The following is a 16,903-nucleotide window of genomic DNA, read 5'->3' on the forward strand; positions in this document are numbered from 1 at the left end:
GGCTGAACGTACGATGCTGGGGGTTCTGGGTTCGCCCGGACTCCCCACTGTGGACCCCCCACCTCTGTACGGAGCCTCTTCATGCCCCACGCCTCCGAAGGCGCGATAGAGACCCGCGGTCTGGAACCCGTCCCCGATGACGAGCGCACCGGCCATGTCCGCCAACTCTTCCCCACCTGGGTGGCGGCGAACATCAGCGTGCTGCTGCTCACGATGGGCGCCGGTCTGATCGTCTTCAACGGTCTGAACTTCTGGCAGGTGCTGACCGTCGCCGTCGCGGCGCCCGTCGTGTCGTACGGCATCGTGGGGCTGGTCTCCCTCGCCGGGAAGCGCGGCGGCTCCCCGGGTATGGCGCTCTCCCGGGCTGTCTTCGGCCAGCGGGGGAACCTCTTCCCCGGCACGCTGATCTGGGTCGCCCGCTGGGGCTGGGAGACGATCAACGCGGTCACCGGCGCCTATGCCGTGCTGACGGTTCTCGACTTGCTCTTCGGCGTCAAGCGCAACACTCCGCTGATCGTGATCACGTTGCTGCTCTTCGTGGCCTGCACCTTCCTGGTCTCGGGGCTGGGCATCAAGGCGCTGCGGGTCTGCAGTACGTGGTCGACGTATCTCTTCGGTGCCTTCAGCGTGCTGGTACTGGTGTATCTGGTGATCCACACGGACTGGTCCGCGGTCTTCGGCCGGCCCGCGGGATCGACGGCGATGATGATCGCGGGGATCGGGACCGTCGCGGCGGGCGGGATCAGCTGGGTGCCCTCGGGCCCGGACTTCACGCGGTATCTGCCCCGGTCCGCCTCCGGCCGGGCGATGGTCGGCTCGACCGTCGGCGGCGCGGGGATCGTGGTGCTCCCGATGGTGCTGATGGGCGCGGTGATGGCGGTCGGCACCCCGGGCCTCGCCAAGGCGCAGGACCCGGTGTCGTTCATCGGCGAGCTGCTGCCCGCCTGGATCTCGGTGCCGTATCTGCTGATCGCGCTGGTCGGTATGTTGCTGATCAACTCGATGTCGATGTACTCGGCGGGCTTCACCGCGCAGACCCTGGGCATCAAGGTGCCGCGCGCCTGGGCGGTCAGCGTGAACGCGGTGATCAGTCTGATCCTCGGCTTCCTGCTGATGGTGGTGGCCACCAGCTTCATCGGCTCGTTCATCTCGTTCCTGACGCTGCTCGCGGTGGCGTTCTCGGCGTGGATCGGCGTCTTCGGGGTGGACATGCTGCGGCGGCGTACATACGACGGCGCGGCGCTGATGGACACCACGCGGACCAGCGCCTACTGGTACCGGGGCGGCTTCGCGTGGTCGGCGATGGCCGCCTGGGGCACCGCGCTGGTGGTGGGGCTGCTGTTCACCGGGGTGGACTGGTTCTCGGGACCGCTCGCCGGGACCTGGCCCGGGGAGAACGGGCTGGGCTGGGTCATCACGACCGTCGTGGCGGCGGCTCTCTACGCCGTCCTGCCGCGCGACCGGAGCACGGCCCCGGCCGGCGAGCGGTCCGAGGAGGAGAGACTGGCCGTCTAGCCCATCTCTTCGAGCGTCCTGCCCTTCGTCTCCTTCACGAACAGCAGCACGAACGGGATCGAGAGCACGGCGAAGCAGGCGTAGATGACGTACGTGCCCGAGAGGTTCCAGTCGGCGAGGCTCGGGAAGCTCGCGGTGATGGCCCAGTTGGCGATCCACTGCGCCGAGGCCGCCACACCGAGCGCGGCGGCGCGGATCCTGTTCGGGAACATCTCGCCGAGGAAGACCCAGACGACGACGCCCCAGGACAGCGCGAAGAAGAGTACGAACACATGGGCCGCGATCAGGGCGACCGTCCCCTCCGTGGCCGGCAGCTTGCCGTTCACCAGCGGCGCGGAGAACGCCCATGCCTCGAAGGCGAGCGCGACCGCCATGCCCGCCGAGCCGACGAGCGCGAGGGGCTTCCGGCCGGCCTTGTCCACCAGGACCATCGCGATCACGGTGCCGATGATGTTCACGATCGACGTGGTGAACGAGTAGAAGAACGAGCTGGACGGGTTGATGCCGACCGACTGCCAGAGCGTCGCCGAGTAGTAGAAGGCGACGTTGATGCCGACGAGCTGCTGGAACATCGACAGTCCGATGCCGACCCACACGATGGGCAGGAAGAAGAAGCGGCTGCCCTTCAGGTCCTTGAAGGTCGACTTGTGCTCACGGCGCATGGCGTGGTCGATCTCGGCGACCCGGGCGTCCAGATCGACGTCCTTGTTCTCGACCTCGGCGAGCACCTTCTTGGCGCGGTCCACCTTGCCCACGGAGATCAGATACCGCGGTGACTCGGGGATCGCGAGGGAGAGCAGGCCGTACAGGAGCGCCGGGACGACCATCACGCCGAGCATCCACTGCCAGGCCTCCAGGCCCAGCAGCTCGCCGCGCTGGTCGCCGTCGGCAAGCTGGAGGATGCCGAAGTTCACCAGCTGGGAGACGGCGATACCGATCACGATCGCGGCCTGCTGGAAGGAGCCGAGCCGGCCCCGGTAGGCGGCCGGGGAGACCTCCGCGATGTACGCGGGGCCGATCACCGACGCCATGCCGATCGCGAAGCCGCCGATGATCCGCCACGCCGCCAGGTCGTAGATGTCGAACGGCAGCGCGGACCCGACGGCGCTGATGGTGAAGAGGCCCGCGGAGATCTGCATACAGCGGATGCGGCCGATCCGGTCGGCGATCCGGCCCGCCGTTGCGGCGCCGATCGCACAGCCGATCAGGGCGATGGCGATGACCTGCGCGAGTGCCGCCGAGCCGATGTCGTATCTGCTCCTGATGGCTTCGACGGCGCCGTTGATCACCGAGCTGTCGTAGCCGAAGAGGAAGCCGCCCATCGCGGCCGCGGCCGTGATGAAGATGACATGGCCGAGGTGTTCCGGTGAGGCCGCGCGGCCTCCGGACGGCGGTACCTGCGCTGTGTCGGTCACGTGTACTCCTGGTGCCGCCCGGCTGCCTGTGCCGGGCGTGGGGTGGGCGAGCCTTTCCAGTGGGTCACACCTTGCCCCCGGCCACCACTTGTACGCGTGCCCGGCACGGATCCGCGGGTGATACGGGGTCAGCGCAGCCGCTGGCTGATGACCTTGGAGACCCCGTCGCCCTGCATGGAGACCCCGTACAGCGCGTCCGCGACCTCCATCGTCCGCTTCTGATGCGTGATCACGATCAGCTGGGAGCTCTCCTGGAGCTCCTGCATGATGCGGATCAGCCGCTGGAGGTTGGTGTCGTCGAGCGCCGCCTCGACCTCGTCCATCACATAGAACGGGCTCGGCCGCGCCTTGAAGATCGACACCAGCAACGCCACCGCCGTCAGGGACCGTTCGCCGCCGGAGAGCAGCGACAGCCGCTTGACCTTCTTGCCCGGCGGTCTGGCCTCCACGTCCACCCCGGTGGTGAGCATGTTCTCGGGGTCGGTGAGGATGAGCCGCCCCTCGCCGCCGGGGAAGAGCCGGGAGAAGACCCCCTCGAACTGTTCCGCCGTGTCCCGGTACGCCTCGGTGAAGACCTGCTCGACGCGTTCGTCGACCTCCTTCACCACGAGCAGCAGATCCGCCCGGGTCTTCTTCAGATCCTCGAGCTGCTCGGAGAGGAACTTGTGGCGCTCCTCCAGCGCCGCGAACTCCTCCAGGGCGAGCGGATTCACCTTTCCGAGCTGCTGATGCGCCCGTTCGGCCGCCTTGAGCCGCTTCTCCTGCTCGGCCCGTACATACGGCCGGGGCTGGTTGCGCGGATCCGCCGGGTCCTCGGGCAGCTGTTCGCCCTCCGCGGGCGGGGACGGCGGTACGAGCTGATCGGGGCCGTACTCCGCGATCAGCCCGGCCGGTTCCACCCCCAGCTCCTCCAGCGCCTTCGCCTCCAGCTGCTCGATCCGCATCCGCTTCTCGGCGCCGAGTACCTCGCCCCGGTGCACGGAGTCGGTGAGCTTGTCCAGTTCGGCCTTGAGGTCGCGGCCCTGGTTGCGTTCGGCGGCCAGTTCGCGTTCACGCGCGGCCTTGGCCGCCTCGGCGGCGACGCGCTCGGCCTCGGCGCGTACGACCGACACCTCCACATGCGCCAGCAGCTGCCGGGCGCCGGCCGCCACGGCCCCGGCCACGTGGGCCTCGTGGCGCAGCCGCGCGCGCCGCTGTTCCGCGCGGGCCCGCGCCTCGCGTTCGGCCCGCGCGCCCCGGTCGAGCGCGTCGGCCCGGCCGGCGAGCCCCTTCACCCGTTCCTCGTGGGTGCGGACCTGGAGCCGGGCCTCCATCTCGGTCTGCCGGGCGTTGGCGCCGTCGGCGGCGAGCCGGTCCCGTACGGAGGTGTCCGGTTCCTCCTGGACCGGGGCCTCCTCGGCGACCAGCAGCCGTTCCGCGAGCTCCTCCGCCTCGTCGGTGGCGCGCTCCAGCGCCTCCTGGGCCTTGGCGGCGGCAGCGGTCGTACGCTCGGCCTCGCCGGCCGCCGCGCGGGCCTGCCCGGAGAGCCGTCCCAGCTGTCCGGACACGGCGGACTTCTCGCGGTCGGCGGCCCTGCGCCGCTCCCCCAACTCCTCCACCAGTGCCGCGCACTCCGCGCGCCGCTCGGTGGCCCGGCGCTGTGCGCCCGCCAGTTCCTCGCACCGTACGGCCAGTTCCGCCAGGTCGGCGGCGGCCTGGTCGACGGAGGCCTGTACCTCCAGCAGGCTCGGCGCGCCCGCCGAGCCGCCGTGCGCGAAGTGCGCCCCGAGCACATCGCCCTCGGCGGTCACGGCGGTGAGCGAGGGCCGCGCGGCGACCAGGTCCTCGGCGTCCTCCAGCGTCCCGACGACCACCGTGTCCCGTACGAGCCGGCGTACGGCGCCCAGCAGCTCGGCGGGTCCGCTCACCAGGTCGATGACGTGCGGCACGGCGCCGACGGCGGTCGCGGTACGTACGGAACGGTCGGCGTCGGCGTCCGTACCGCGTCCCTCCGCCGCCGCCTGGCCGGGCACACCGGGGGCCGTCCCCGAGCGGACCGGGGGGCCGGGCTCCTCCTCGCCGGGAGGGCCGGCCAGCAGCAGGGCCGCCCGGCCCGCGTCCCGTGCGCGCAGCAGCCGGATGGCCTCGGCCGCCGTCGTCGGACCGGCGACGGCGATCGCGTCCGCGGCGGCGCCGAGGGCCGCGGCCACCGGGATCTCGTATCCGGGGGTGACGGTGAGCAGTTCGGCGGCGGGGCCGAGCAGACCGGAGAGGCTGTCACGGGCGGCGAGCAGCGCGCCGGTGCCGTCCTTGCGGCGCAGGCCGAGGGCGAGCGCCTCATGGCGGGCCGCGAGGGCGGCGCGTTCGCGTTCGGCCGTGGTGGCGGCCTCGCGCGCCGCCGTCAGCGCGGCCTCCGCCCCGGACAGGGCTTCGCGTGCGCTGTCGTACCGTTCGCCCAGTTCATGGTCCTCGGCGTCCAGGCCGTCCACCTCGGCCTTGAGCTGTTCGTACTCCTCCTGGGCGGTGACCGCGCGCTCGCGCGCCTCGTCACGGGACGCGGCGAGGCGGCCGATCTCGGCCTGGGCCGAAGCCGCCCGGCCGCGGGCGGCGTTCACCTGGCCGTGCAGCCGGGCGAGGCCCTCGCGGCGGTCGGCGATCGCCCGTGCGGCGTCCTTGAGCCGGCGTTCCTCCGCGGCGAGTTGCCGTTCCAGCTCGGCGCGGTGCGCGACGGTGTCCTCGCGGGCGTGCTCGGCCGCCTCCAGCGCGGCCTCCAGCTCCGCCTCCTGCTCCCGGATGCGGGCGGCCTCGCGCTCCATGTCCTCGGGGTCGCGGCCACGCCGCTCGTCCGTGGGGGCCGCGATCGCGCTCTTCACCCGCGCGTCGGCCAGCGAGACCGTGCCCCGTACCCGTTCGGCGAGCTGGGACAGTTCGTACCAGGTCTGCTGGGCCCGCTGGAGGCGCGGCGCCAGCCGGCGCACCTCGTCCTCCAGCTCGGCTTCCCGGGTCAGGGCGGCCTTGAGCCGGCCCTCGGCGTCCTCCTTGCGCTGCTTCAGCTCGGCCTCGTCCGCGATCTCCGTACGGAGCGCGTCGCGCATCCTGACCAGATCGTCGGCGAGCAGCCGCAGCCGCGCGTCGCGCAGATCCGCCTGTATGACGGCGGCCCGCCGGGCGACCGCCGCCTGCCGTCCGAGGGGTTTGAGCTGGCGGCGCAGCTCGTCGGTGAGGTCCTGGACGCGCGCCAGATTCGCCTGCATCGAGTCCAGCTTCCGCAGCGCCTTCTCCTTGCGCTTGCGGTGTTTGAGGACTCCGGCGGCCTCCTCGATGAACGCCCGGCGTCCCATCGGGTCGGCGTGCAGTACGGAGTCGAGCTGGCCCTGGCCGACGATGACATGCATCTCGCGGCCGATACCGCTGTCGGACAGCAGTTCCTGGATATCGAGCAGACGGCAGGTATCGCCGTTGAGCTGGTATTCGCTGCCGCCGTTGCGGAACATGATCCGCGTAATGGTGACTTCCGCGTAGTCGATGGGCAGCGCACCGTCGGAGTTGTCGATGGTCAGGGAGACCTCGGCGCGGCCGAGCGGCGGGCGTCCGGTCGTCCCGGCGAAGATCACGTCTTCCATCTTGCCGCCGCGCAGGGATTTCGCCCCCTGCTCGCCCATGACCCAGGAGAGCGCGTCCACGACATTGGACTTACCGGAGCCGTTCGGGCCCACCACGCAGGTGATCCCCGGCTCGAAGCGCAGCGTCGTGGCGGAGGCGAAGGATTTGAACCCGCGCAGGGTCATGGCCTTGAGATGCACGCCGCCGGACTCTACCCGGCTCCGATCGTCCCTCGCCGGTTTCACCGCCGAACGCGCAGGGCACATCAGACGTTAAGAAAGGCGTGGCAGCGCCAACAATGCTTCGTACAGCGGAAGATGGAAAGAAAGAAGGGACGCCGAAGCGTCCCTTGCATATCTTGCGAGAGTGTTTCTCACCCGACCCCGAGGGGGGCTGTTGTCAGGTGAGCGCGGGCTCCGCCTGGGGTACATCAATGTCGATGCCATTGAGCAGCGACTCTCCGGGGTGCTGTGCGACGGCGGCGTTCAGCACGTCGTTCTCGGACTGGATCCGTACAAGTTCGGATTCGAGGTCCTGGACGCGCTGCTGGAGCCGTCGCATCTCGGCGAGGAGTCGCGGGTCGGAGCCGCCGACATAACCGAGAAGCGCCTTTGCCATGATGAATGGTCCTCCACACTGAGTGACCGACCGAATGCGGTGTGGGTCGTGAGGGAAATCGCACCCGCGGTGCCTGGCAGTGCTTGTTCTTCACTGCGGTTCTTACTGCCAAACAGCTAAGGTGCGCGGGGACTCCAGAGTCTCACCAAAAAGTTTGACGGTCAACACGATCACAGCCCGCAGGGGCGGGCGGCCCGGCGGCGGGCGCCCGCGAAGGGTGCGGCGCCGGCTCTTCCACGGGGTCCCCGGAGTGTGGAGATCATCCCTGTCCGGGCAGCCTGGCACGACTGGCGGTTCTTGGCAACCACCAGGTCACCGCCGACCCGCGCATGTGCCATCGGCATTCCCGGGGCCTCTCGCGGCGCCCCCGGCGGCGCGATCTCAGCGGATCGCGAAGGTCTCGTAGCCGCCGCGCGGGGTGTCCCAGATCTCAGTGACTCCGTCCACACGCCCGGGTGTGTCGGCGGAGCGCAGCCATTCCAGCAGACGGTGGCAATTCTCACGTGGCCCCTCCGCGACGACCTGCACCCTGCCGTCGTCCAGATTGAGGGCGAATCCGGTGAGACCGCCGATCTCCAGAGCGTTTGCCCTGGTGAACCAGCGAAAGCCCACTCCCTGCACTCTGCCGCGTACCCAGGCCGTCAGTCGTGCGTCATCTTTCATGCACGCAAGCTAACCGGCCAATTGCTTCCCGTACCCGGCGCCCCCGCAGACCATGCCGTACAGTCCCGTCGCAATAGTCTCACTCGTACGGGTGAGACACGGACACGTTGCCGTCGAGAGCATGAGGAAGGCACATGGGACGCCACCGCCGCTCAGCCGCCGCCCCGCCCGTCGAGGACCACGTGGACGGTGCGCGCCGGAAGAGGCGGATCGCCACCCCTGTACGCACCGGTCTGCTGGGTGCCTCCGCCGCCATGGCCGTCGGAGCCGTAGCCGTCGCCTCGGGCCTGCTGCCCGGCGGCGGCGACCACTTCACGGTCGGCGGCAGCGCCAACGGCGGGCAGATACGTACCGAGGGTGCTCCGGAGCTTCAGCAGCAGGGCGGCTCGTCCGCCGATCCGACGCGCGAGAGCCCGGCCTCGCCGAGCCGTGGCACCGAGCGGACCCAGCCGCCGTCGGCGTCCACGTCGCCCACTCCGCGGAAGCCGTCCGTCACTCCTTCGAAGGAATCGACCGAGTCGACGGCCGCGCGGCCGGAGAAGAAGACGAAGCCCGCCGCGGCCCCGCCGAAGCCGAAGACCGAGATACCGACCCGCTCCAGCGAGGCCCCGGCGCCCGAGCAGACCACCGAGCGCGCCGTGGAAGCACCCGCGGCTCCCGGTTCCAGTTCCTCCGAGGCGGCCGTGCTCTCCCTGGTCAACAAGGAGCGCGCGAAGGTGGGGTGCAGCCCGCTGCGGGCCGATGCCTCACTCGGCAGGCTGGCCCAGAACTTCAGTGACGACATGGCGGAGCGCGGGTTCTTCGACCACACGGACCCGGACGGCAAGACGCCCTGGGACCGCGCCGACACCGCGGGCGTCAAGAATCTGGGCGGCGAGAACATAGCCAGGGGGCAGGCCAGCGCCCAGTCCGTGATGGATTCGTGGATGAACAGCGAGGGTCATCGCGCGAACATATTGAACTGCGACTACACCCGGCTGGGTGTCGGTGTCCACACCGGCTCCGGCGGCCCGTGGTGGACGCAGGACTTCGGCTTCTGAGCCCGGCCCGCCCCGGAGAGATCCCCGGCGAGATTCACTTACCAGACGAAAGCGCCATCTACCGGATGGCGCTTTCGGTTGTAAAGTCACCGCCATGGACGCCTTCGATGTCTTCTCCCGGCAGTGCCCCTCGCGCGCCACGCTGGAGCATGTGACGGGCCGCTGGGGCAGCCTGACGGTCGGCGCCCTGTACGAGAGCCGCCTCCGCTTCAACGAGCTGCGGCGGCGCGTGGACGGCGTGAGCGAGAAGATGCTCTCCCAGACCCTGCACACGCTGGAGCGTGACGGTCTGGTGGTGCGCGAGGCGCGGCCGGTCAATCCGCCGTGGGTGGATTACGAGCTGACGCCGCTGGGCCGGGAGGTCGCCGAGCGGCTGCTCGGGCTGATCCAGCTGGTGGAGGGGCGGATGCCCGAGGTGATCTCGGCGCGCGAGCGTTACGACGCGACGCGCGGAGCCCTCTGACAGCGGGGGCAGAAGTAGCTGGACCGGTTCATCCAGGGCCGCCGGCGTATCGGTGTGCCGCAGCGCCGGCACGGCTCGTCCTCACGTCCGTACGCGTCCAGCGACCGGTCGAAGTACCCCGATTCGCCGTTCACATTGACGTACAGGCTGTCGAAGCTGGTGCCGCCGACGTCGAGGGCCGCGTTCATCACGTCCCGTACATGACCAAGCAGCTCGACGGCGCGCGGCCGGGGCAGCGTGGCCGTGGGGCGTTCGTAATGAAGGCGGCTGCGCCAGAGCGCCTCGTCCGCGTAGATATTGCCGACACCGCTGATCAGCGACTGGTCGAGCAGGGCGCGCTTGACCGTCGTACGGCGCAGCTTCAGCGCGGTGAGGAAGGCGGCGTCGTCGAAGGCCGGGTCCAGCGGGTCCCTGGCGATGTGCGCGATGACGTCGGGCAGTCCGTCGGGGGTGTTCTCGTGGAGGGAGAGTCCGCCGAAGGTTCGCTGGTCGACGAAGCGCAGCTCGGTCGCGAGGCTGTCGGCGAAGCGGATCCGGATGCGCAGATGCTTCTCGTCGGGGGCGCTCTCGGGCTGGACCAGCAGCTGGCCGCTCATCCCGAGATGGCCGAGGATCGAGGCGTCCGTGTCGGCGAGGGGCAGCCAGAGGTACTTGCCGCGCCGCCGCGCCGTACCGATGGTGTGCCCCTTGAGCTGAGCCGCGAAGTCCTCGCCGCCGGCGGTGTGCCGCCGTACCGCGCGCGGATGCAGGACCTCGGTCTCGGCGATGGTCCGGCCGCTGACCCAGCGTTCGAGTCCACGCCGGACGACTTCGACCTCGGGCAGCTCGGGCACGGGACGCTCCTGGGGGTGAGAGGGCCGGAACGGGACGCGCCCCTCACGCCGTACGACGACGCGAGGGGCGCACCCGAAGGAGAGAGCAGGGACGCTCAGGCGTTGGCGGCGTCCGCGGGAGTCGGCTCCGACGGGGCGGAAGAGGTGTCGGCGGCCTCTCCAGCCTCGGCGTCGACGCTGTCGTCCACGTCAACGTCGCCGTCGGCGTCGGTCTTCCCCGCCGCCTCCCGTTCGTCCGCCGCGGCCCGGATGGACCGCCAGGCGGACTCCGCCGCCTGCTGCTCCGCTTCCTTCTTGCTGCGGCCGGTGCCGGTGCCGTACGAGACACCACCGACGCGGGCGGCAGCAGTGAAGGTCTTCTCGTGGTCAGGGCCCGTTTCCGTGACGAGATACTCGGGCACGCCGAGGCTCTCCGCCGCGGTCAGCTCCTGGAGACTGGTCTTCCAGTCCAGGCCGGCCCCGAGATTCGAGGACTTCTCGATCAACGGGTCGAAGAGCCGGTGCACCAGCTCGGACGCCGCGTCGAGGCCCTGGTCGAGATAGACAGCGCCGATCACCGCTTCGAGGGTGTCGGCGAGGATGGACGCCTTGTCCCGGCCGCCCGTGCCCTCTTCGCCCCGGCCGAGCCGGATGAAGGAGCCGAGTTCCAGGCCGCGGCCCACTTCCGCAAGCGCACGCGAGTTGACCACCGCGGCCCGCAATTTGGCCAGCTGGCCTTCGGGCAGATCGGGGTGGGTGCGGTACAGCGTGTCCGTGACCACCAGGCCGAGCACCGAATCCCCGAGGAATTCGAGCCGCTCGTTGGTGGGCAGACCGCCGTTCTCGTACGCGTACGAACGATGGGTCAGCGCACGCACCAGAAGGGCGGTCTCGAGCTGATACCCGAGCCGCCCTTCCAGAAGCGTGTGGGACGAGGCTGTGCTGACATTGTCTGTCTGCTTCTTGGCATGGGACAGTTCAGACATCGCGCCTCTCACCAGCCGCTCAGACCTCGAGGACCTGGCGCTTGTTATAGGTGCCGCAGCTCGGGCACGCGATGTGCTGCAGCTTCGGCTCCTGGCAACGCTCGCACGAAACCAGGGTGGGGACCGCAGCCTTCCACTGCGACCGGCGGTGGCGCGTGTTGCTGCGCGACATCTTCCGCTTCGGAACAGCCACGGCTACTTCTCCTGCTTCTCGTCGACGCCCGCTTCGGCGCCGCCCATGTTGTCCTTCTCGCCGTCCTTGACGGTCTCGGCGAGTCCCTGCAGTGCCGCCCAACGGATGTCGACGGCGTCGTGGTGGTGGTCCGGGTTCTCGTCCAGCCTGATCCCACATGTGGAACACAGACCGGCACAGGTCTCCCGGCACACCGGCTGCATCGGCAGTGCGAGCACCACCGCATCACGCAGCACCGGTTCGAGGTCGAACAGGCCATCTTCGATGAAGAGTCTGTCGTCGTCCTCGCTGTACTCGGCGTCAGCGGCCGGCTCCGCACGGGTGCGGCCCCGGTCGTCGGCGTCGTGGTACGAGAACATCTCCTGGAAGTCCGCCGCCACTTCCTGGCTGAGCGGCTCCAGACACCTTACGCACTCCCCCTCGGCCACCGCACGGGCGGTGCCTGTGACGAGCACGCCCTCCATGACGGATTCGAGGCGGAGGGTCAGCTCCACGGGCGCCTCCTCGGGCGTCCCGATCACCCCCGCGATACCGAAGTCCTTGGGGGCGGGCACCGAGCGGGTGAGCTTCTGGAGCGCACCAGGACGCCGCCCCAGCTCGTGTGTGTCGAACACGAGGGGGTCGCGGTGGTCGAGGCGCGCGTTCAGGGCTTTTCCCGCTTTCGGATCGTGAGGGGGGCCGCCACCGTCGCGGAGGCGAGCGGGCGGCATGGGTCGCGGACATACACGCGGCCGAAGAGCCAGGGTACTGGACAGGCCGCCGTAGGCCCAATCCGGCCCCTGGGGGAGATCCGGACGGGGCGCGCGGTCCCGGCGCCCCGTCCCCCGCGCGGCTCCGGTCTCCCGGCCGCGCGGTCTCAGTGCCCTTGCTCGTACCGGCGCAGCTGTTCGAGGTCGATCATGCTGGTGTCGAAGAGGCTGGTCTCGTCGAGGGCGCTCTGCGGCTCGTGGGCCGGGGGCAGCGCGTGCTGCTGGGGCTGGACCTCGGGCTGCTGCTGCCAGCCGTAGTTCGGGTCGTACCCCTGTGCCTGGCCGTGGCCCTGGTCCTGGCCGTATCCCTGCTGCGGGTACGCGTACGGGTCCTGCTGGTAGCCGTACGCGTCCTGCTGCTGGTAACCGCCGTAGCCGCCCTGCGCGGCATACGCGGGGTCCTGGTAGCCGGCCTCGGCGTACTGGGGCTGCGGCGGGGCCTGGGGCGGCGTCTGCGGGTACGCGGGCTCGGCGTAGGGCTGCTGGACCGGCACCGGGGGCCGCTGCTCCGCCACGGGCTCCTGGACGCCTTCCCGGGGGCTCCCCGCGAGGTCCGCCAGATAGTCCGCGTCGCTGGTGCGCCCCTGCGGGCCCGCGGCGTCCTGGGCGGCCATGTGCGCCCCGAGGTCGTCCGAGTCGGTGCGGCCGTGGAGTTTCTGCCTGCCGCGGCCGACCGCTTCGAGGGTCTTGGACAGGACGGCCTCGAAGGCGCCGAACTTGGCGTCGATGTACTCGTCGGCCCGCCGGATCAGGGTGCCGGGGTCGTCGCTGTACTCGGGGGCGTCGTCGTCGTCACCGCCGGTGGCGCGGCCGAGCAGCTTCTCGCGGCCCCGGTCGACGGAGCCGATGGTCTTGGTGAGGACGACCTCGAAGTTGGCGAGCTTGGAGTCGACGTAGTCGTCGGCCTCGGCGCGGATCTCCTCGGCGTCCCTGCGCGCCTCGGCGAGGATGCGGTCGGCCTCCTCCTGGGACTGCCGGGCGACCGCGGTGTCGGAGATCAGCCCGGAGCGCTGGGCGTGCGCCGCCTCGATGATGCGCTCGGCCTCCTGGCGGGCCTGCTCGGCGAGCTGCTCACGGCCGCCGATCAGCTCCTGGGCCTGGGCCAGCGAGCCCGGGAGCGCCTCCCGTACCTCTTCCAGCATCGCGAGCAGCTCGGCGCGGTTCACCACGCAGGACGCCGACATGGGCATGGAGCGGGCGCTGCCCACCGAGTCGACGATCTCGTCGAGCTTCTTCTGTACGTCCACCGTGTGCTCGCCACTCTCTCAGCTGGTTTGGAGACGGACGCAACGACTGTACGGCCAGTTCGAGCCCGTCCGACACCGGATGACGGGCCGTCAGTTCCTCAGCGCTCGCCGAGGCGCGCCAACAGGGCCGAGTGGACGGCCGCGGGGAGCAGGTGGGAGACGTCCCCGCCCCAGGTCGCGACCTCTTTGACCAGGGAGGAGGAGAGGAAGCTGTAGGTGGGGTTGGTGGGGACGAACAGGGTCTCCACTCCGGAGAGCCCGTTGTTCATCTGGGCCATTTGCAGCTCGTAGTCGAAGTCGCTGACGGCACGCAGGCCCTTGACGATGGCCGGGATGTCGCGCTGCTTGCAGAAGTCGACGAGCAGTCCGTGGAACGCCTCGACCTCCACGTTGCCGAACTCGGCGGTGACCTCGCGGATCAGACCGATCCGTTCCTCGATCGTGAACAGCCCCTTCTTGGACTGGTTGATCATCACTGCGACATGGACGACGTCGTACAGCTTGGAGGCACGGGCGATGATGTCGAGATGTCCATTGGTGATGGGGTCGAAGGACCCCGGACAGACGGCGCGGCGCAACTTGATTCCCTCGCTCTCCGGTCCGGTCATGGTGCGTCTTCACTCGTAGAGGCGGCGCGACCGTACCAAAGCGTCCCTTCGCCGTAGCGACGGGACCGCAGAGGCTCGAAACCCTCCGGCCAGTCGAATTCCCCGCCCCTGGTGCTGCGTTCCACGGTGGCGACGGCATCGCCGCTGAGCCACCCCCTTGTGCGGAGTGTGAGGAGTATCTCCCGAAGATCGTCGTCGGTGACGGCGTACGGCGGGTCGAGGAAGACCACGTCGTAGGGGGTGTCCGGGACCGGTCCCGTGATGATCTGCTCGGCCTTGCCGGTACGGACCTCCGCGCCGGGCAGTCCGAGCGTCGTGACGTTCGCGCGGACCGTACGGGCGGCGCGGCTGTCGGCCTCGACGAGCAGCGCGTGCGCGGCGCCGCGGGAGAGCGCCTCCAGGCCCACGGCGCCGGATCCCGCGTAGAGATCGGCGATCCGGATGCCGTCGAGGGTGCCGAGGAGCGACTCCCAGCTGGAGAAGAGGCCCTCACGCGCCCGGTCGGAGGTGGGGCGGGTGCCGGTGCCGGGCGGTACGGCGAGACGGCGTCCGCCGGCGGCACCGGCGATCACGCGGGTCATGGGAGTCGGGTCCTCGGTTCGATGGGGTCGTGTACTCGACGGGTCGTGTACGGGTCTGCTGCTCGATGGGGCGTGCCACGGGTCCGCGCGGGGCCCGGGGAGTGGTTCTGACCCCACGATATGGCGTATGCCCCGGGCGGGCCCGGCCCGGTGCCCGTACCCGGGTCAGCCCTTGTCGAGGTACTGCTCGCGTTCGGTGTCCAGCAGGGCGTCCAGCGCCGTGCGCAGCTCCGGCGACCCGGTCAGCTCGGGGTCCTCGGCGACCACCGCGGCGGCCTCCTCGCGGGCGGCGGCGATGATCTCCTCGTCCTCGATGACCGCGAGCATCCGCAGCGAGGAGCGCACCCCGGACTGGGCCTGGCCGAGGACGTCGCCCTCACGGCGCTGTTCGAGGTCGATACGGGACAGCTCGAAGCCGTCGAGCGTGGCGGCGACGGCGCCGAGCCGGGCCCTGGCAGGACTGGCCTCGGGCATGTCCGTGACCAGCAGGCAGAGGCCGGGGGCCGAGCCGCGGCCGACGCGTCCGCGCAGCTGGTGCAGTTGGGAGACGCCGAACCGGTCCGCGTCCATGATCACCATGGCGGTGGCGTTCGGGACGTTCACCCCGACCTCGATGACCGTGGTCGCGACGAGCACGTCCACCTCGCCCGCGGCGAAGCGGCGCATCACGGCGTCCTTGTCGTCGGGCTGCATCCGGCCGTGCAGGATCTCGACGCGCAGCCCCTGGAGCGGTCCCTCGGTGAGCTGCCCGGCGACCTCCACGACCGCGAGCGGGGGCCGCTTCTCCGCCTCGTCCTCCTCGGACGGCTTGGACGCCTTGGACGGCTTGGACGGCTTGGACGCCTTGGACTTCAGGCCCGCCTTGTCGTCCTCCTCGTCGTCACCGATCCGGGGGCAGACGACATACGCCTGATGCCCCTTGCCGACCTCCTCCCGCACCCGTTCCCAGGCGCGTGCGAGGAAGTGCGGCTTGTCCTGGGCCGGGACCACATGGCTGGCGATCGGCGAGCGCCCCGCCGGGAGCTGGTCCAGGACGGAGGTCTCCAGATCGCCGAAGACGGTCATCGCGACCGTACGGGGAATGGGGGTGGCCGTCATGACCAGCAGATGCGGGGGCTGCTTGCCCTTGGAGCGGAGCGCGTCCCGCTGCTCCACGCCGAAGCGGTGCTGTTCGTCCACCACGACCAGTCCGAGGTCGTGGAACCGCACCTTGTCCTCGATCAGCGCGTGCGTGCCGATCACGATCCCGGCCTCGCCGGTGACCAGATCGAGCAGCGCCTGACGCCGCGCGGCCATGCCCATGGAGCCGGTGAGCAGCACGACCTTCGTGCCGTGCTCGGCGCCGCCGAGCATCCCTCCGTGCGCCAGCTCGCCCATCATGTCCGTGATCGAACGGTGGTGCTGCTGCGCGAGCACCTCCGTGGGCGCCAGCATGGCGGCCTGCCCGCCCGCGTCGACGACCGCGAGCATCGCCCGGAGCGCGACCAGCGTCTTGCCCGAGCCGACCTCGCCCTGGAGCAGCCGGTGCATCGGGTGTTCGGTGGCGAGGTCCGCGAAGATCTCGCCGGTGACCTTCCGCTGGCCTTCGGTGAGCGTGAAGGGCAGGTCGGCGTCGAAGGCGTCCAGCAGTCCGTCCCGTACGGGTCTGCGCGCCACGGCGGGCAGCTGCGTGTCCGCGTACCGCCGCCGCGCCAGCGCCACCTGGAGGACGAACGCCTCGTCCCACTTCAGCCGCTGTCTGGCGGACTCGATGTCCGCCCGGCTCTCGGGCCGGTGGACCTTGAGCAGGGCCTCGGGCAGCGAGGAGAACCCCCGGCCCTCGCGCAGCGCGGGCGGCAGCGGATCGACGGCCTCCGCGGCTCTGGGCAGCACCGCGTCGACCGCTTTGGTGATCTTCCAGGACTCCAGCCCCTTGCAGGCCGGATAGATCGGGATCAGCTTGCCCGCGAAGGCGTCCACGGCCTCCGCGGTGTCCTCCGTGGACTCGTCGTCGCCGGTGGCCCTGCCGAGCGGCACATAGGTGGGGTGCGCGAGCTGGAGCTTGCGGTTGAAGACGGAGACCTTGCCCGCGAACATCCCGCGGCTGCCCGGTGGCAGCTCCTTGTGCGGCTTGTGGATTCCCCTGCCGAAGAAGACCAGTTGGAGCCGGCCGCTGCCGTCGGTGAGGGTGATCTCCAGCCGCTGGCCCCGGCCGTGGTTGAACGTCAGGATCCGGGAGTCGGCGACCTGCGCGACCACCGTGACGTCCTCGTCCAGCGGCAGATCGGCCAGTTTGGTGAGCTGGCCGCGCTCCTCGTACCGCCTCGGGTAGTGGTGCAGCAGATCGCCGACCGTGTGCAGGCCGAGGTGTTCGGCCATCACCTTCGCGGTGGCGGGGCCGAGCGTCTTCTTGAGGGATTCATCCAGCGCGGGCACGCGATCCATTGCACAC

15 protein-coding genes are annotated in these 16,903 nt (G+C 70.4%); 3 read left to right on the plus strand and 12 right to left on the minus strand.

The features are described 5' to 3' along the window. Positions 1-81 precede the first annotated feature (81 nt). Positions 82-1,515, plus strand: coding sequence for a cytosine permease (locus tag ACIOGX_RS29520; protein ID WP_356511381.1), 1,434 nt, complete (start codon positions 82-84; stop codon positions 1,513-1,515). On the opposite strand, the gene ACIOGX_RS29525 is transcribed toward ACIOGX_RS29520, so the two are convergent. The 4 genes from ACIOGX_RS29525 to ACIOGX_RS29540 form a co-directional block, all read right to left on the minus strand. Continuing rightward, positions 1,512-2,930 carry a sugar porter family MFS transporter gene (locus ACIOGX_RS29525; protein ID WP_356511379.1) on the minus strand — a complete coding sequence of 473 codons (1,419 nt, stop codon included), beginning with the start codon at positions 2,928-2,930 and terminating at the stop codon, positions 1,512-1,514. The genes ACIOGX_RS29520 and ACIOGX_RS29525 overlap by 4 nt on opposite strands. 128 nt (positions 2,931-3,058) lie before the next feature. Then, the gene (locus ACIOGX_RS29530) at positions 3,059-6,712 is read right to left on the minus strand and encodes an AAA family ATPase (RefSeq protein ID WP_401917695.1); all 3,654 of its coding nucleotides are present in this window, start codon (positions 6,710-6,712) and stop codon (positions 3,059-3,061) included. A 199-nt stretch (positions 6,713-6,911) separates the two neighbouring features. Then, positions 6,912-7,130, minus strand: a complete 219-nt coding sequence (locus tag ACIOGX_RS29535; RefSeq protein ID WP_030351764.1) for a hypothetical protein — start codon at positions 7,128-7,130, stop codon at positions 6,912-6,914. A gap of 381 nt (positions 7,131-7,511) precedes the next feature. Next, entirely contained in the window at positions 7,512-7,793 is a 282-nt protein-coding gene (locus tag ACIOGX_RS29540) for an acylphosphatase (protein ID WP_356511375.1), read from the minus strand. Between the two features lie 134 nt (positions 7,794-7,927). On the opposite strand from ACIOGX_RS29540, the gene ACIOGX_RS29545 reads away from it, so the two are divergent. Further along, on the plus strand, positions 7,928-8,833 hold the full coding sequence (locus tag ACIOGX_RS29545) for a CAP domain-containing protein (protein WP_356511373.1): 906 nt from the start codon (positions 7,928-7,930) through the stop codon (positions 8,831-8,833). A 94-nt stretch (positions 8,834-8,927) separates the two neighbouring features. Beyond that, the gene (locus ACIOGX_RS29550) at positions 8,928-9,296 is read left to right on the plus strand and encodes a helix-turn-helix domain-containing protein (protein WP_129772223.1); all 369 of its coding nucleotides are present in this window, start codon (positions 8,928-8,930) and stop codon (positions 9,294-9,296) included. On the opposite strand, the gene mutM is transcribed toward ACIOGX_RS29550, so the two are convergent. The 8 genes from mutM to recG all read right to left on the minus strand — a co-directional run bounded on the left by mutM (position 9,269) and on the right by recG (position 16,896). Then, positions 9,269-10,129 carry a bifunctional DNA-formamidopyrimidine glycosylase/DNA-(apurinic or apyrimidinic site) lyase gene (mutM, locus tag ACIOGX_RS29555; protein WP_383962596.1) on the minus strand — a complete coding sequence of 287 codons (861 nt, stop codon included), beginning with the start codon at positions 10,127-10,129 and terminating at the stop codon, positions 9,269-9,271. The two genes, ACIOGX_RS29550 and mutM, sit on opposite strands and share 28 nt — an antisense overlap. 95 nt (positions 10,130-10,224) lie before the next feature. Then, a complete protein-coding gene (gene rnc / locus ACIOGX_RS29560; RefSeq protein WP_356511368.1) occupies positions 10,225-11,094 on the minus strand; it encodes a ribonuclease III in 870 nt (289 codons plus the stop codon). 19 nt (positions 11,095-11,113) lie between these two features. After that, the gene (gene rpmF / locus ACIOGX_RS29565; RefSeq protein ID WP_003965982.1) at positions 11,114-11,287 is read right to left on the minus strand and encodes a 50S ribosomal protein L32; all 174 of its coding nucleotides are present in this window, start codon (positions 11,285-11,287) and stop codon (positions 11,114-11,116) included. 2 nt (positions 11,288-11,289) lie between these two features. After that, complete coding sequence (locus ACIOGX_RS29570) at positions 11,290-11,997, minus strand: DUF177 domain-containing protein (protein ID WP_356511365.1); 708 nt, start codon at positions 11,995-11,997, stop codon at positions 11,290-11,292. Between the two features lie 146 nt (positions 11,998-12,143). Beyond that, positions 12,144-13,283, minus strand: a complete 1,140-nt coding sequence (locus tag ACIOGX_RS29575; RefSeq protein ID WP_401917699.1) for an ATP synthase F0 subunit B — start codon at positions 13,281-13,283, stop codon at positions 12,144-12,146. A 98-nt stretch (positions 13,284-13,381) separates the two neighbouring features. Beyond that, positions 13,382-13,861, minus strand: coding sequence for a pantetheine-phosphate adenylyltransferase (coaD, locus tag ACIOGX_RS29580; RefSeq protein ID WP_193564124.1), 480 nt, complete (start codon positions 13,859-13,861; stop codon positions 13,382-13,384). Positions 13,862-13,887: 26 nt separating this feature from the next. After that, positions 13,888-14,472: a 16S rRNA (guanine(966)-N(2))-methyltransferase RsmD gene (gene rsmD / locus ACIOGX_RS29585; protein ID WP_383962590.1), complete on the minus strand. Its 585-nt coding sequence runs from the start codon at positions 14,470-14,472 to the stop codon at positions 13,888-13,890. Between the two features lie 165 nt (positions 14,473-14,637). Then, positions 14,638-16,896 (minus strand): ATP-dependent DNA helicase RecG, encoded by a 2,259-nt coding sequence (recG, locus tag ACIOGX_RS29590; RefSeq protein WP_401917701.1) that lies wholly within the window; start codon positions 16,894-16,896, stop codon positions 14,638-14,640. Between the last annotated feature and the right edge of the window lie 7 nt (positions 16,897-16,903).

Source organism: Streptomyces sp. NPDC088147 (genome assembly GCF_044741565.1).
Taxonomy (GTDB): Bacteria; Actinomycetota; Actinomycetes; order Streptomycetales; family Streptomycetaceae; genus Streptomyces.